The organism is Desulforamulus aeronauticus DSM 10349, assembly GCF_900142375.1.
In the GTDB taxonomy this organism is placed as follows: domain Bacteria; phylum Bacillota; class Desulfotomaculia; order Desulfotomaculales; family Desulfotomaculaceae; genus Desulfotomaculum; species Desulfotomaculum aeronauticum.
This window is the reverse complement of record NZ_FRAR01000041.1, coordinates 1-15,634: the sequence shown is the minus strand read 5'-3', so window position 1 is coordinate 15,634 and position 15,634 is coordinate 1. Positions and strand designations below refer to the sequence as shown.

Sequence of the window (15,634 nt, the reverse complement as noted above, 5' to 3'; positions counted from 1 at the left end):
GCGGCGGATACAACCAGGATAGCACCGTCCATCTGAGCAGCACCGGTGATCATGTTTTTAACATAGTCGGCGTGACCAGGGCAGTCAACGTGGGCATAGTGACGGTTGCCGGTTTCGTATTCTACGTGTGAGGTGTTAATGGTGATACCACGCTCACGCTCTTCGGGAGCATTGTCGATTTCGTCGTAACGTCTTACTGCAGCACCACCTGCAGTGGACAGAACAATGGTAATCGCTGCTGTTAAAGTGGTTTTACCATGGTCAACGTGACCGATAGTACCGATGTTAACGTGGGGTTTGTTACGTTCAAATTTAGCCTTAGCCATTTTTAATACTTTCCTCCTTGCACATTTGGAAATATTCTATACATTAGCCATTACGCTTAGCAATGATACCTTCGGCAATATTTTTAGGAACTTCTTCGTAGTGGTCATGCTGCATACTGTAAGTGCCGCGGCCCTGGGTTTTGGAACGCAGGTCAGTGGCATAGCCAAACATTTCCGAAAGGGGTACGAAGGCATTCACAATGCGTGCATTGGCACGTTGATCCATTTCCTCAATCCGTCCCCGACGGCTATTGAGGTCACCGATAACGTCGCCCAAGTACTCATCCGGAACAGTTACCTCTACTTTAAAGATGGGTTCCAGTAGAACAGGATTTGCCTTTTGGGCACAGTTCTTAAAGGCCATGGAACCGGCAATCTTAAAGGCCATTTCCGAGGAGTCTACTTCGTGATAGGAACCATCGAAAATGGTCGCTTTAATATCCACCATGGGGTAGCCAGCTAAGATACCGTTTTCCATGGCTTCTTTGATACCATTATCAACCGGTGCAATGTACTCTCTGGGAACTACACCGCCAACAATTTTGTTGACAAATTCGTAGCCAACGCCACCTGGCTCCAGGGGTTCCAGTTCAATCCAGACATGGCCGTATTGACCTTTACCACCAGATTGACGAACAAACTTACCTTCCGCTTTAACAGTCTTGCGAATGGTTTCCTTGTAAGCAACCTGTGGGCGTCCCACATTGGCCTGCACCTTAAATTCACGCATGAGGCGGTCCACAATAATTTCCAGGTGAAGCTCGCCCATACCAGCAATAATGGTTTGTCCGGTTTCTTCATCGGTATGCACCTTAAAGGTAGGATCTTCCTCAGAGAGCTTGCCTAAGGCGACACCCATTTTATCTTGGTCAGCCTTGGTTTTCGGCTCAATGGCTACCTGAATTACCGGTTCAGGGAATTCCATGGATTCTAAAATGACCGGATTTTTCTCATCACAGAGAGTGTCACCGGTGGTGGTATCCTTAAGACCCACCGCAGCAGCAATGTCGCCGGCATACACTTCGGGAATTTCTTCCCGGTGATTAGCATGCATCTGGAGAATACGTCCTACACGCTCTCTCTTGCCTTTGGTGGTGTTGTAAACATAGGATCCAGAGTTTAATACTCCGGAATACACCCGGAAGAAGGTCAGCTTACCTACATAAGGGTCAGTCATAATCTTGAAGGCCAATGCAGAGAAGGGCTCGGTATCGCTGGAAATCCTTTGATCTTCTGCCCCGGTGTCGGGGTTAACCCCTTGAATGGCCGGTACATCTGTGGGAGCCGGCATATAATCTACAATAGCATCCAACAAAGACTGAACACCTTTGTTTTTAAAGGAAGAACCGCAAAGTACCGGTGTAATCTTAACTGCGAGGGTAGCCTTACGAATGGCCACTTTAATTTCTTCCTCTGCCAGTTCTTCACCTTCAAGGTACTTCATCATCAATTCTTCATCGGATTCTGCCACTGCTTCCAGTAACTTTTCCCGGTACTCAGCAACCAGCTCTTCCATATCAGCAGGAATGTCGCTAGCCGCACTTCTAGTACCAATGTCATCCACATAGAACATAGCCTTGTTAGTTACAAGGTCTACGATGCCTTTAAATTGATCTTCACTGCCGATGGGCAGTTGAATCGCCACCGGGTTTGCACCCAAGCGGTTCTTGATCATGCTCATGCCGTTAAAGAAATCAGCACCCACACGATCCATTTTGTTGATATAAGCAATTCTGGGCACGCCGTATTTATCGGCCTGTCTCCAGACAGTTTCAGATTGGGGTTCTACCCCACCGACCGAACAGAACACAGCCACCGCACCATCTAACACCCTTAGCGAACGTTCTACTTCAACTGTAAAATCCACGTGCCCGGGTGTGTCTATAATATTTATACGATGGTTATTCCACTGAGCGGTTGTAGCAGCAGAAGTAATGGTAATACCACGTTCCTGCTCCTGCACCATCCAGTCCATGGTGGCTGCGCCGTCATGTACTTCACCAATCTTGTGAACTTTCCCGGTGTAGAACAAAATACGCTCAGTGGTAGTGGTTTTTCCGGCATCAATATGGGCCATTATGCCAATGTTGCGGGTTCTTTCCAATGGAAACTGTCGGGCCATAATGATTCCCCCTTACCACCTGTAATGAGCAAACGCCTTGTTGGCCTCCGCCATTTTATGTGTATCTTCGCGTTTCTTAACTGTTGCACCAACATTGTTAGCTGCATCCATTAATTCAGCAGCCAATTTTTCCGCCATGGACCTGCCTGCACGCTTACGGGTGTAGGTAGTCAGCCAGCGAATACCTAGGGTTTGACGACGATCTGCCCGAACTTCAATGGGAACTTGGTAGTTAGCACCACCTACCCGGCGTGCTTTAACTTCCAGAACAGGCATAACGTTTTTCATTGCAGCATCAAATACTTCCAACGGATTCTTGGCAGCTTTTTCGCGGATAATCTCGAAAGCATCATAAACAATCTTTTCCGCAACGCCACGCTTACCGTCTAACATCATTTGGTTTACCAACTTAGCAACAACTTTGCTGCTGTAAACAGGATCCGGTAATATTTCCCGTTTGGGGATTCCACTTCTTCTTGGCACTAATTTTCCCCCCTTTACGCAATAATTCTTCCCTATTAATAAGTAGTAAAAAAATCTTCTTATTTCTTCGGACGTTTAGCCCCATATTTGGAGCGGCTACGATTACGGTTTTGCACACCGGCAGAATCCAGCGCGCCACGAACAATATGGTAACGTACGCCGGGCAGGTCTTTAACACGACCCCCGCGGACCAGTACTACGGAGTGTTCTTGAAGGTTGTGGCCGATACCTGGAATGTATGATGTAACCTCAATGCCATTGGTTAAGCGGACACGAGCTACCTTACGCAGAGCAGAGTTAGGCTTTTTCGGGGTGGTGGTATAAACTCTGGTGCAAACGCCACGCTTTTGGGGGCATTCCTTCAGAGCAGGAGAATTAGACTTGTAGGTAACCTCCTCACGACCCTTACGAATAAGCTGGTTAATGGTAGGCATACTCTCTACACCTCCTCTCGAAATACTGCATTAAAATTCAATAATAGCAGCAATGGCACAGCCTACCTCTATGTTGCAGGCTCTGCCCAAATCTTTCATGCTGTCTACTTTTATAATAGGTATATTTTTGGAAGAACAAGTCCGAAGGATGGGATCCACCACGCGGGCTTCTGCATCAGCAGCCCAGTAAACCTGTTTGGCCTGTGATTTTTCCACGGCTTTTATGGTTTGTTTAGCGCCTATTGTCTTTTTGCGCGCTGAGAGCAGCGGCTCTAAAGACATGGTAATCCCACCTCCAGCAATAAAACACTTACATATAATATCACTTACCATTACCCGTGTCAAGAATTTGTATTTTTAGTTCTTGCAGGGTTATTTTTCTAGAGCCAGGTCGAAATCCTCACTATTTTCACCCGAAATCATTTCATGATCTCCCGGAGGCAACAGGATGTCATAATCATCTTCAGATTCTTGGTCCGCATCGGATAGTACTTCTATATTACGGTAGCGGGACATACCCGTTCCGGCAGGTACCAATTTACCGATGATGACGTTTTCCTTCAGACCGAGCAGCGGGTCCATCTTACCTTTAATGGCTGCTTCCGTTAACACCCGGGTAGTCTCTTGGAAGGAAGCGGCAGATAGGAAGGAATCCGTGGCCAGGGATGCTTTGGTAATACCTAGCAGGACCGGTTTGGCTACGGCGGGTTCTTCACCCCGTTCGACAACCTTACGGTTTTCTTCTTCAAATTCAAAGATGTCAACCAGTGCACCGGGTAGCAGTTCTGTATCACCAGCTTCTTCAATCTTAACTTTTCTCAGCATTTGGCGAATCATAACTTCGATATGCTTATCGTTAATTTCCACACCTTGCAGGCGGTAAACTCGTTGTACTTCCTGCAGCAGGTAAATCTGTACGCCAGAGGGTCCTTTAATTTTCAGGAGATCGTGTGGGTTTACAGAACCCTCTGTTAGTTCATCGCCAGCCTCTACCTGATGTCCCTCTTTCACTTTTACTCGGGCACCATAGGGTACTGCATAAACACTCTTTTCACCGTTATCTTTGGTAACTTCTATTTCACGGCGTCCCTTCACTTCCCGAATGGCCACGATACCGTCTTCCTCACAAACAATAGCCTGGCCTTTGGGGCGGCGGGCTTCAAATAATTCCTCTACCCTGGGAAGACCCTGGGTAATATCATCCCCGGCCACACCACCGGTGTGGAAGGTACGCATGGTAAGTTGTGTTCCTGGTTCACCAATGGACTGGGCTGCAATAATACCCACCGCTTCTCCAGTATCGATGGCACCACCAGTGGCTAAGTTCTTGCCGTAGCAATGTTTGCAAACACCATAACGAGTCTTACAGGTAATGACGGAACGAATCTTAACTTTGAGAATGCCCGCCTCCTGAATAGCTTGGGCTTGTTCTTCTGTTATCAGGCTGTGGCTGTCAACCTGTTCTTGGGGGATAATCACTTCCCCGGTTTCCGGGTGCACTACCTGCTCCATGGGAACGCGGCCTTCTAGTCGTTCAGCTAATTTCTCGATGGATTCAGTGCCATCTCTAACTTCACTGACCTCCACGCCCTCAGTGGTGCCGCAGTCATTCTCGCGCACGATTACATCCTGGGCAACGTCCACCAGACGACGGGTAAGATAACCTGAGTCTGCGGTACGGAGAGCGGTATCGGCCAAGCCCTTCCGGGCACCGTGGGTGGAAATGAAGTACTCCAAAACCGTAAGACCTTCACGGAAGTTTGCCTTGATAGGTAAGTCAATGATTCGACCGGATGGATCTGCCATTAAACCGCGCATACCTGCCAGCTGACGAATCTGCTGGATGTTACCACGGGCACCGGAAGTAGCCATCATGTACACATTATTAAATTTGTCAAGGCTATCCATCAGAGCTTTGGTTACCTTATCTGTGGCGTCATTCCAAATACCAATTACTTTACGATAACGTTCATCGTCAGTAATCAAGCCGCGCCGGAATTGAGTTTCAATTTTATTAACCTGTTCTTCGGCCTGAGCCAGGATTTCTTTCTTCAATTCTGGGATGGTGATATCGGCTACACCAATGGTAATGCCTGCCCGGGTGGAGAATTTATAACCCAAGGATTTAATGCCATCTAGTGTTTCCGCAGTATAGGAATTGCCTAACTTGCGATAGCAATCAGCAACAATTTTACTGAGTGTCTTTTTATCGCAAACTCTATTGATATAACCTAGTTCTTCTGGAATCACTTCATTAAAGATGATTCTGCCTATGGTTGTTTTCAGTCTCTCACCATTTATGCGACGAACAGTAATCGGAGCATGCAATGATACTTCCTCATTATCGTAGGCCAGTATCGCTTCCTGCTCATCTTTGAATATAGTACCTTCTCCCTTGGCCCCGTCCCGTTGCATGGTCAGGTAGTAGCAACCTAATACCATGTCCTGGGTGGGACTAGCTACGGGTTTGCCATCTTTAGGGTTAAGGATATTATTGGCGGCCAACATGAGTAACCTAGCTTCGGCCTGGGCTTCGGCAGACAGCGGTACGTGAACAGCCATTTGGTCACCATCAAAGTCCGCGTTATAAGCTGTACATACCATCGGGTGAATCTTAATAGCACGACCTTCCACCAATACCGGTTCAAAGGCTTGAATGCCTAACCGGTGCAGGGTTGGGGCCCGATTTAAGAGAACCGGATGCTCTTTAATAACATCTTCTAGAACATCCCATACCTCTGGCCGTACTCTTTCTACCATCCGTTTAGCACTCTTAATATTATGTGCATGACCATCATTGACCAGCTTTTTCATGACAAAGGGCTTAAACAGTTCCAAAGCCATTTCTTTGGGTAAACCGCACTGATGCATTTTTAAATGAGGTCCTACCACAATAACGGAACGCCCGGAATAGTCCACCCTTTTGCCTAGTAAGTTTTGACGGAAACGGCCTTGCTTACCCTTTAACATGTCTGACAGAGATTTCAGAGGACGATTACCGGGGCCAGTTACAGGGCGGCCGCGGCGTCCATTGTCGATTAAGGCATCTACAGCTTCCTGCAGCATACGTTTTTCGTTACGAACAATAATGTCCGGTGCCCCCAGATCTAACAGACGCTTTAAACGATTATTCCGGTTGATAACTCTGCGATACAGGTCGTTCAAATCAGAAGTTGCAAATCGGCCACCATCTAACTGCACCATCGGTCTCAGTTCCGGGGGGATCACAGGCACTACGTCCATAATCATCCACTCCGGGCGGTTGCCCGATTTCTTAAAGGCCTCAACAACTTCCAAGCGCCGAATAGCCCGAATTTTACGTTGCCCGGAAACTTCCTTTAATTCCTGGCGCAACTCCCTAGCCAAGTCCTCTAACTGAATTTCTTCAAGTAGGACCTTTACAGCCTCTGCACCCATACCAGCTTTAAAGGTGCTACCAAATTTATCCCTATATTCCCGATATTCTGTTTCTGTAAGCAGTTGCTTTTTCAACAGTGGAGTGTCTCCGGATTCGATAACTATATAGGAGACAAAATACAATACTTTTTCAAGTGCTCTGGGGGACATATCAAGTAGCAGTCCCATTCGGCTGGGAATACCCTTAAAATACCAGATATGAGATACCGGTGCTGCCAACTCAATGTGGCCCAATCTTTCCCGGCGAACTTTGGAACGTGTCACCTCAACACCGCAGCGGTCGCAGACAACCCCTTTATAGCGAACCCGCTTATACTTGCCGCAATGACATTCCCAGTCTCTGGTGGGACCAAAGATCCTTTCACAGAAAAGTCCGTCCCGTTCAGGCTTTAATGTACGATAGTTGATGGTCTCAGGTTTTTTGACTTCCCCGCTGGACCACTGGCGTATTTTATCAGGTGAGGCCAGACCGATCCGGATACTATCAAAGTTATTTAATTCTAACAAAGGACTTACTCCCCCTTATGGCGGATTTACGTTACACTGGATTAAATACCGCTCTTTTTAGTCCTCGTCATCCAGACTGAATTCACTTTCGGCTTCTTCGATGAAGGTTTCTTCAAAATCATCGGAGTCCTCTTCATCTTCCTCGTATTCTTCGGTCCCTTCTTTAGGAGGGGTGATACGTCTTTCCTCTGGCAATTCAATCCCTAATTCTTTGGCTGTCTCAGTAACATCTTCTTCAACTTCTTTGATTTCAATCTCTTCTTCGTTCTCGGAAAGCACCTTGACGTCAAGACAGAGAGATTGCAATTCTTTAATTAATACCTTAAAGGATTCTGGAACTCCCGGTTCTGGGACGTTTTCACCCTTAACAATGGCTTCGTAAGTCTTGACACGACCCACCACATCGTCTGATTTAACGGTGAGGATTTCCTGTAAGGTATAGGCAGCACCATAGGCCTCCAGGGCCCAAACCTCCATTTCACCAAAGCGCTGTCCACCAAATTGCGCTTTACCTCCCAGTGGTTGCTGGGTGACCAGTGAGTAGGGGCCGGTGGAACGGGCGTGAATTTTATCATCCACTAGGTGATGCAGCTTAATCATATAAATATAACCGACGGTCACCCGGTTATCAAAAGGAACTCCGGTTCGTCCATCGTAAAGTACTGTTTTCCCGTCTTCAGGCAAGCCGGCACGTTTGAGAGATTCCCAAATGGATTCTTCGGAGGCACCATTGAATACGGGAGTGGCTACATTAAAGCCCAGTGCTCTGGCCGCCCAGCCTAGGTGGGTTTCCAGAACTTGCCCAATATTCATACGGGAAGGAACACCCAGTGGATTCAATACAATTTCTACCGGGGTACCATCTGCCATAAATGGCATATCCTCTTCCGGCAGAATCCGAGCTACAACCCCTTTGTTACCGTGCCGACCAGCCATCTTGTCACCCTCAGAGATTTTTCTCTTCTGGGCTATATAGCAGCGCACAAGGTGGTTAACACCCGGGGGCAGCTCGTCCCCATTTTCCCGGGAAAACACTTTCACGTCTACAATCTTACCGGCTTCACCGTGGGGTACCCGCAATGAAGTATCCCGAACTTCCCTTGCCTTTTCACCAAAGATGGCTCGCAGTAACCGTTCTTCAGCAGTGAGCTCTGTTTCACCTTTGGGAGTGACTTTCCCCACTAAGATGTCTCCAGGTCTTACCTCTGCACCGACCCGAATGATCCCTCTTTCGTCTAAATCTTTAAGAATATCTTCACCCACATTGGGAATATCTCGGGTAATTTCTTCCGGACCCAATTTTGTGTCCCTAGCATCGCATTCATATTCTTCTATGTGAATAGATGTAAAGAAATCTTCTTTGACAGCCTTTTCGCTAATTAGAATGGCGTCCTCGTAGTTGTTACCTTCCCAGGTCATAAAAGCAACCAAGATATTACGTCCTAATGCCAATTCACCTTTATCCGTTGCAGGCCCATCGGCAATGATTTGTCCCGCATCCACCCGCTCTCCTTTGGATACGATGGGTTTTTGGTTAATGCAAGTCCCTTGGTTTGAACGGGTAAATTTTAGCAGTTTATGAGTTTCATTGCGACCTTCGTCGGTTCGGATAATAATTTCATTAGCAGTAACTCTGGCTACTTCACCACCGCTTTGGCTTACCGCAACCACTCCAGAGTCTTTGGCTGAGCGGTGTTCCATACCTGTACCTACCACCGGCGATTGGCATCTCAAAAGTGGTACCGCCTGACGCTGCATGTTAGCACCCATCAGGGCGCGGTTGGCATCATCATGCTCCAAGAAGGGAATCAGGGCTGTGGCTACCGAGAAAACTTGCTTGGGAGATACGTCCATAAACTCAACCCGATCAGTGGGTACTAACAGAGTATCGTGACCCCGCCGAGCATTAACACGTTCTTCTACAAAGTAGCCATTTTCATCCAAAACGGCGTTCGCCTGAGCAATAATATGTCCTTCTTCTTCGTCTGCAGTTAGATAGGTGATATCATCTGTCACACGTTTGTTCTCTTTTTCTACCTTACGGTAGGGGGTTTCAATGAAACCAAAGCTGTTGATCCTGGCATAGGTAGACAAAGAACCAATCAGACCAATGTTGGGACCTTCCGGCGTTTCAATAGGACACATACGGCCATAGTGAGAGTGGTGCACGTCACGCACTTCAAAACCCGCACGCTCACGGGAAAGTCCACCAGGACCCAGGGCTGACAAACGACGTTTGTGGGTTAACTCTGCCAAGGGGTTGGTTTGATCCATAAATTGAGACAACTGGCTAGAGCCAAAGAATTCTTTAATGGAAGCCACAACTGGTCTGATGTTAATCAATACTTGGGGAGTAATGACATCTACATCTTGAATCGTCATTCTTTCCCGTACTACCCGCTCCATCCGGGACAAACCGATGCGGAACTGATTCTGCAACAGTTCACCTACAGAGCGCAGTCTTCTGTTGCCTAGGTGATCAATATCATCAACTGTCCCTTCACCGTTCATCAGTCCTAGTAAATAGCGAAAAGTCGCAATGATATCTTCTCTGGTCAGTTCCCTGATAAATTCACGTTTTACAGGAACCTCTTTATCTAAATAGCGATCATATTCCATGGGACCTTCTTCCCCATTGGGAAAACGGTAGAGTATGCCATGCTTAAGTTTTTTCTGTAATTTGTAACGGCCTACATGGGCCAGGTCATATCGTTTTGGATCAAAGAATAAGGTATTTAATAAAGAACGGGCACTCTCCACGGTGGGAGGTTCACCTGGTCGCAAACGTTTATAGATCTCGACTAAAGCTTCTTCTTCCGAATCAGTATTGTCCCTGGTTAAGGTTTCCTGAACAAACTTATCGTTTTCGAGGAGCTCCGAAATCATGGCATTGGAGCCATAACCTAACGCTCTGATTAATACCGTGGCAGGAATTTTGCGTGTACGGTCAATCCGGACAAAGATATGATCGTTAACGTCTGTTTCAAATTCCAACCAGGCACCCCGGTTGGGAATCATGGTTGAGGTAAATAGGCGTTTACCACTGGTATCAATCGTATCTGCAAAATAAACACCCGGTGATCGGACTAATTGGCTGACAATAACCCGCTCCGCACCATTAATAATAAAGGTTCCTTTGGAAGTCATTAAGGGAAAATCCCCCATGAAAACTTCTTGTTCCTTAACTTCCCCTGTTTCCTTATTAATCAGGCGCACTTTGACCCTTAGCGGGGCAGCAAAGGTTACATCGCGTTCCTTGCACTCTTCCACCGAGTACTTGGGTTCTCCCAGAGTGTAGTCCAGGAATTCTAAGACCAAGTTTCCTGTAAAGTCCTGGATCGGAGAGATGTCATGAAAAACTTCCCGCAGACCATCCTGCAAGAACCATTCATATGAGTTCCGCTGAACTTCAATAAGGTTGGGTAAATCCAGCACTTCACGAAGTTTGCCGTAGTTCCACCTCACCCTATTTCCTACTTTTTCCGGGTAAGCCATTGAACGCATCACACCCCTTAAATATTTAACATGAACCAAAATAATAATAAAAAAACTCGGCTTGCTTATGACCTTTAGGTTATGCCTATAGGGTGCGCCAGGTCTTTAGACGCCGGCGAAAGCCTCGTTTGCCTTATGCATGTCGGAAAGTTTATACTTTCCGGTTACTTATAGAAGCCTTTAACTGGTTAGCCCTGCCCATTATTTATACAGGGAAAACAAAGACAACGAAAAGCAAGGTCTTGCCTTTTTCCGAACAATACCTCGCCTTCCAATATTATGCATCTATCTATGCTATTTTGGCCAATTATACATTTTTTTATGCATAATTTTTGCCATCTGACAAAATCATTAACAAGATAACCATAGAATGACATTTTAAAATGTTAGCACAGGTGCTATTTTTTGTCAAGGCATATTTTATAGAGGGCTGTCGATATTTGCTTATCTTTTTAAAAAGCAAAAACGCCACCATACCTGGCAGCGTTTTTGCTTTCAATATATATAATATATTGATATAATTACTTAACTTCAACAGTAGCGCCAGCTTCAACCAGCTTAGCTTTGATTGCTTCAGCATCTTCTTTGCTGGTCTTTTCTTTGATGGGCTTAGGAGCGCCATCAACCAGATCTTTAGCTTCTTTTAGGCCCAGACCGGTGATTTCGCGAACAACTTTAATAACGTTGATCTTCTTGTCACCAGCACTAGCCAGGATAACATCGAATTCAGTCTTTTCTTCTTCAGCAGCAGCGGCAGCGGCAGCAGGAGCAGCAGCTACAGCCATAGGAGCAGCAGCGGATACACCAAATTCTTCTTCGAAAGCTTTCACTAATTCAGCCAGTTCCAGTACGGTAAGGCCTTTCACGATTTCTAAAACTTCAGCTACTTTAGACATAGTAATAAATAACCTCCTCAAGGTAAATAGTTTTTAATTTTAAGCTACGAAGGAAACTAAGAAGCTTGACCTTCTTTTTGTTGACGAACCTGATCCACAACATACACCAGGTTGCGCAGGTTGGCTGCCAATACATTGGCAAAACCGTACATGGGGGCTTGCATACCGCCCAGTACTTTGGCCAGTAAAACTTCTCTGGAAGGTAGATCGGCTAAGGCTTTTACACCATTAGCATCAATAACTTTCCCCTCCAAAATACCGGCTTTAATATCCAGACCTTGCTTGATTTCTTTGGCAAAATCCGCCAAAATCTTGGCAGGAGTTACAGGATCTTCAGTACCAAAGGTAAAGACAGTGGGTCCTTCCAGGTATTGATCTAACCCCTCAACACCAATTTCTTTGGCCGCAATGCCAGCAATGGTGTTTTTAGCCACCTTCATTTCACTGCCTGCTTTACGCAGACGGGAACGCAGATCAGTAATTTTAGCTACGGGAATGCCACGGAAATCCGCTAAAATGGTCACTTGAGCGTTACCCATTTTCTCTTTGATTTCGTTCAGCATTACTTCTTTTTGAGCTTTCGTAGTCGGCAAGAGATACACCTCCTTCCGTAGGTATAAAACTAAAACGGGGACTCCCATGTAGACAACACCAGAAATCCCCGCAATCTTATTTTAAGTTCGCAGTTACTACCCGGCCTCGGTTGGCGGCTTATGCCATTAAGTTAAATACACCAACTGTCTACGACTGGAACTATTCAATTGTACGTTTACCGGGTAAGTATAACTAGATTTTACTTGGGTTGATTCTAACTCCAGGACCCATAGTAGAAGAAACCGTGATGGTCTTCATGTACTGCCCCTTAGCAGAAGCAGGTTTGATACGAACCAAGGTATCAGCTAGGGTTTTAAAGTTTTCGGCCAGTTTCTGTGCATCAAAGGATACCTTGCCAATAGGTGCATGGATGATACCAATTTTATCGGTACGATAGGTAATTTTACCACCCTTAGCATCACTTACAGCAGGCCCTACATCAAAGGTTACTGTGCCTGTTTTGGGGTTAGGCATTAAGCCACGGGGGCCCAGAATACGACCCAATCTACCAACCAGACCCATTAAGTCAGGAGTAGCAATGGCTACATCAAAACCTGTCCAACCACCCTGGATCTTTTCTACCAGATCTTCAGCGCCTACAAAATCTGCACCGGCCACCTCAGCTTCTTTTGCCTTATCACCCTTGGCAAAAACCAAAACAGTTTTTGTTTTACCAGTACCGTGGGGCAGTACAACTGCACCCCTCAGTTGCTGATCTGCATGACGGGGGTCTACCCCCAAGCGAAAAGCTACTTCTACGGTTTCATCAAATTTACCTGGTGCGACTTTTTTGACCAGCTCTAAAGCCTCAATGGGCTCATATAAAGCATTTTTGTCTACTTGCTTAATAGCTTCCTGGAGCTTTTTGCCTAATTTCGGCATGTTATTCCCTCCTTCGTGGTACTAGCGGACTACATCCTCCCACCGGATGAAGTTATCCTTCTACGATTTCAATGCCCATACTACGGGCAGTACCTTCCACCATACGCATAGCAGCTTCAACACTGGCAGCGTTTAGATCAGGCATTTTTAATTCAGCGATTTCTCTAACCTTAGAAAGGGGTACTTTACCTACTTTCTTTTTGTTAGGTTCGCCGGAAGCGGTCTCAATACCCAGCGCCTTCTTCAGCAAAACTGCTGCAGGAGGAGTTTTGGTAACAAAGGTAAAGGACCGGTCTTCATAAACAGTAATTTCAACCGGGATAATTAGGCCTGCTTGTGCAGCAGTGACTTCATTATATTGCTTAACAAACCCCATAATGTTAACCCCGTGTTGACCCAGAGCGGGACCCACCGGGGGTGCTGGGGTGGCTTTACCGGCCGGAATTTGTAATTTAATAATGGCAGCTACCTTTTTGGCCATATCCAGTCCACCTCCTTACAAACTGCGAGCTTAATCGAGTTTCTCAATTTGTGTAAAATCAAGTTCGATGGGAGTTTCACGTCCAAACATGGATACCATAACTTTAACTTTACCCTTATCAGGGTAAATCTCTTCTATCACACCAACAAAACTCTCAAAGGGCCCCTCTGTAACTTTAACATTTTCCCCAAGGCTAACATTCATCTTGGTCTTTGGTTCTTCCATACCCATTTGCTTAATAATTGCTTTTGCCTCTTCTTCATTAAGCGGAATGGGTTTAGAACCGGTACCAACAAAACCAGTGACACCCGGTGTGTTGCGTACAACATACCAAGAGTCGTCGGTCATAATCATTTCCACCAAAACATAGCCGGGAAAAACCTTTTTCTTCGAGACCTTCTTTTTGCCATTTTTTATTTCTATTTCATCTTCCATGGGCACAAGAATACGAAAGATCTTGTCTTCCATATTCATGGATTCAATTCGTCGCTCCAAGTTAGCCTTAACCTTGTTCTCGTACCCGGAGTAAGTATGAACAACATACCACTGTTTACTCATCAACAGAAGGAACCCTCCCAATGTTGGTACGGGTTCCCCACCCCCTCACTTAACGATTAGGAAATAATGGCTCTAACACCAAAGCTAAGAAGTGAATCCACCACCCAGATAACAGCAGCAACTGCTACCACAGACGCGAGTACAACCGCAGTATAGGTGACAACTTCCTTACGTGTGGGCCAATGTACCTTTTTAAGTTCGTTTTGTACGCCACGCAAATATTTGCTGACGCTACCGGCACGTTCCGCAGCAGATGGTTTTTGTACTTTTGCCGGTTCTTTTTTGGCCACAGCTTTGGCAGTGTCCTTGGGGGCCACATCCTTTTTATTCTCGGCCCCACTGGTTTCTTTGGTTGCCGCTATTTCCTTGGCAGCGCTTGCCTTTTTTAGTGTCTTCCTTTGCACAGCCATTGAAAACGCCACATCCTTAATTCTTTTTCTTGTTAACCAGAAGTGCCTCAAAAACAACCCCATTAAGGAATGCAGCTTACTGTTACAAGCCCGGGGTTAAGCTAGCTTGGACTATCTGGTTTCTTTGTGACTGGTATGGGTATGACACCACTTGCAATATTTTTTCAGTTCAATCCGGTTAGGATCGTTCTTCTTATTCTTGTTAGTGGTGTAGTTGCGCCGTTTGCATTCGGTGCAAGCCAGAGTTACGCCTACTCGCACTGTTGCCACCTCCCTAAAACGAAAAAAGACTTGGACCGATAGTGTCTAGTAATATACCTTAACAAATTTATCACAACTGTTGTTGGATGTCAATACTTATCCTGTGGCAACAACCCATATTAGTATTGTGTCACATAATTTGGATTTATATACCAGCTGTTGGCCTTTGGATACTTCTTTGAGGTCTTGCCAGTCGGCATTTTAGTTGCACTTTTGGCGATAAAAGGGAGTAGGATTATCCTACCCCCTTTATAAAAGCAAAGGTTTTATTCGCGAATGCCGGTTACCACACCAGCGCCAACGGTACGGCCACCTTCACGGATAGCAAAGCGCAGGCCTTCTTCAATAGCGATAGGGGTAATTAGGTCGATGTCTACTTTAATGTTGTCACCAGGCATAACCATTTCTACACCTTCAGGCAGGTGAACGATACCGGTTACGTCAGTGGTACGGAAGTAGAATTGGGGACGATAGCCATTGAAGAATGGGGTATGACGGCCACCTTCTTCTTTGGTCAGTACGTATACTTCCGCAGCGTATTTAGTATGGGGCTTGATGCTGCCGGGCTTAGCCAATACTTGGCCACGCTCAATTTCTTTGCGGTCTACACCACGCAGCAGAGCACCAATGTTGTCACCAGCTTGAGCAAAGTCCAGTAATTTACGGAACATTTCTACACCGGTTACAACAGACTTACGAGGCTTGTCATTTAAGCCTACGATTTCGATTTCATCTTGTACCTTGATTTGACCACGTTCTACACGACCG

At 46.1% G+C, this 15,634-nt stretch carries 15 protein-coding genes; all 15 read right to left on the bottom strand.

Annotation, left to right across the window (positions count from 1 at the left end; all coding sequences use genetic code 11):
- The coding region (locus BUA78_RS19130) for a GTP-binding protein (RefSeq protein WP_175549085.1) at positions 1-326 on the bottom strand (326 nt) is incomplete at its 3' end.
- A 43-nt stretch (positions 327-369) separates the two neighbouring features.
- Positions 370-2,448: an elongation factor G gene (gene fusA / locus BUA78_RS19125; RefSeq protein WP_072917742.1), complete on the bottom strand. Its 2,079-nt coding sequence runs from the start codon at positions 2,446-2,448 to the stop codon at positions 370-372.
- A 12-nt stretch (positions 2,449-2,460) separates the two neighbouring features.
- Positions 2,461-2,931, bottom strand: coding sequence for a 30S ribosomal protein S7 (rpsG, locus tag BUA78_RS19120; protein WP_072917739.1), 471 nt, complete (start codon positions 2,929-2,931; stop codon positions 2,461-2,463).
- 59 nt (positions 2,932-2,990) lie between these two features.
- Positions 2,991-3,365, bottom strand: coding sequence for a 30S ribosomal protein S12 (gene rpsL, locus BUA78_RS19115; protein ID WP_072917737.1), 375 nt, complete (start codon positions 3,363-3,365; stop codon positions 2,991-2,993).
- A gap of 30 nt (positions 3,366-3,395) precedes the next feature.
- A complete protein-coding gene (locus BUA78_RS19110) occupies positions 3,396-3,647 on the bottom strand; it encodes a ribosomal L7Ae/L30e/S12e/Gadd45 family protein (protein ID WP_072917736.1) in 252 nt (83 codons plus the stop codon).
- Between the two features lie 90 nt (positions 3,648-3,737).
- A complete protein-coding gene (gene rpoC / locus BUA78_RS19105) occupies positions 3,738-7,289 on the bottom strand; it encodes a DNA-directed RNA polymerase subunit beta' (protein WP_072917733.1) in 3,552 nt (1,183 codons plus the stop codon).
- Positions 7,290-7,346: 57 nt separating this feature from the next.
- Positions 7,347-10,784, bottom strand: coding sequence for a DNA-directed RNA polymerase subunit beta (gene rpoB, locus BUA78_RS19100; protein ID WP_139257466.1), 3,438 nt, complete (start codon positions 10,782-10,784; stop codon positions 7,347-7,349).
- Between the two features lie 521 nt (positions 10,785-11,305).
- On the bottom strand, positions 11,306-11,680 hold the full coding sequence (gene rplL, locus BUA78_RS19090; protein ID WP_072917728.1) for a 50S ribosomal protein L7/L12: 375 nt from the start codon (positions 11,678-11,680) through the stop codon (positions 11,306-11,308).
- Between the two features lie 56 nt (positions 11,681-11,736).
- Positions 11,737-12,273: a 50S ribosomal protein L10 gene (gene rplJ / locus BUA78_RS19085; protein ID WP_072917726.1), complete on the bottom strand. Its 537-nt coding sequence runs from the start codon at positions 12,271-12,273 to the stop codon at positions 11,737-11,739.
- A 193-nt stretch (positions 12,274-12,466) separates the two neighbouring features.
- Complete coding sequence (rplA, locus tag BUA78_RS19080) at positions 12,467-13,156, bottom strand: 50S ribosomal protein L1 (protein ID WP_072917724.1); 690 nt, start codon at positions 13,154-13,156, stop codon at positions 12,467-12,469.
- A 52-nt stretch (positions 13,157-13,208) separates the two neighbouring features.
- Complete coding sequence (gene rplK / locus BUA78_RS19075; protein WP_072917721.1) at positions 13,209-13,637, bottom strand: 50S ribosomal protein L11; 429 nt, start codon at positions 13,635-13,637, stop codon at positions 13,209-13,211.
- Between the two features lie 30 nt (positions 13,638-13,667).
- Positions 13,668-14,195 carry a transcription termination/antitermination protein NusG gene (nusG, locus tag BUA78_RS19070; protein WP_072917718.1) on the bottom strand — a complete coding sequence of 176 codons (528 nt, stop codon included), beginning with the start codon at positions 14,193-14,195 and terminating at the stop codon, positions 13,668-13,670.
- Positions 14,196-14,251: 56 nt separating this feature from the next.
- The gene (gene secE / locus BUA78_RS19065) at positions 14,252-14,656 is read right to left on the bottom strand and encodes a preprotein translocase subunit SecE (protein ID WP_238456885.1); all 405 of its coding nucleotides are present in this window, start codon (positions 14,654-14,656) and stop codon (positions 14,252-14,254) included.
- A gap of 60 nt (positions 14,657-14,716) precedes the next feature.
- Positions 14,717-14,866: a 50S ribosomal protein L33 gene (gene rpmG / locus BUA78_RS19060; protein WP_072917713.1), complete on the bottom strand. Its 150-nt coding sequence runs from the start codon at positions 14,864-14,866 to the stop codon at positions 14,717-14,719.
- Between the two features lie 266 nt (positions 14,867-15,132).
- Positions 15,133-15,634: EF-Tu C-terminal domain-related protein (locus BUA78_RS19055; RefSeq protein ID WP_274377417.1), on the bottom strand; the 502-nt coding region annotated here is incomplete at its 5' end.

What these genes read in the sequence shown, in the direction of transcription:
- fusA (WP_072917742.1), bottom strand. Translation starts at nt 2,448, where the DNA reads ATGGCCCGACAGTTTCCATTGGAAAGAACCCGCAACATTGGCATAATG.
- BUA78_RS19110 (WP_072917736.1), bottom strand. Translation starts at nt 3,647, where the DNA reads ATGTCTTTAGAGCCGCTGCTCTCAGCGCGCAAAAAGACAATAGGCGCT.
- rplA (WP_072917724.1), bottom strand. Translation starts at nt 13,156, where the DNA reads ATGCCGAAATTAGGCAAAAAGCTCCAGGAAGCTATTAAGCAAGTAGAC.
- rplL (WP_072917728.1), bottom strand. Translation starts at nt 11,680, where the DNA reads ATGTCTAAAGTAGCTGAAGTTTTAGAAATCGTGAAAGGCCTTACCGTA.
- rplK (WP_072917721.1), bottom strand. Translation starts at nt 13,637, where the DNA reads ATGGCCAAAAAGGTAGCTGCCATTATTAAATTACAAATTCCGGCCGGT.
- rpsL (WP_072917737.1), bottom strand. Translation starts at nt 3,365, where the DNA reads ATGCCTACCATTAACCAGCTTATTCGTAAGGGTCGTGAGGAGGTTACC.
- rpoB (WP_139257466.1), bottom strand. Translation starts at nt 10,784, where the DNA reads ATGGCTTACCCGGAAAAAGTAGGAAATAGGGTGAGGTGGAACTACGGC.
- nusG (WP_072917718.1), bottom strand. Translation starts at nt 14,195, where the DNA reads ATGAGTAAACAGTGGTATGTTGTTCATACTTACTCCGGGTACGAGAAC.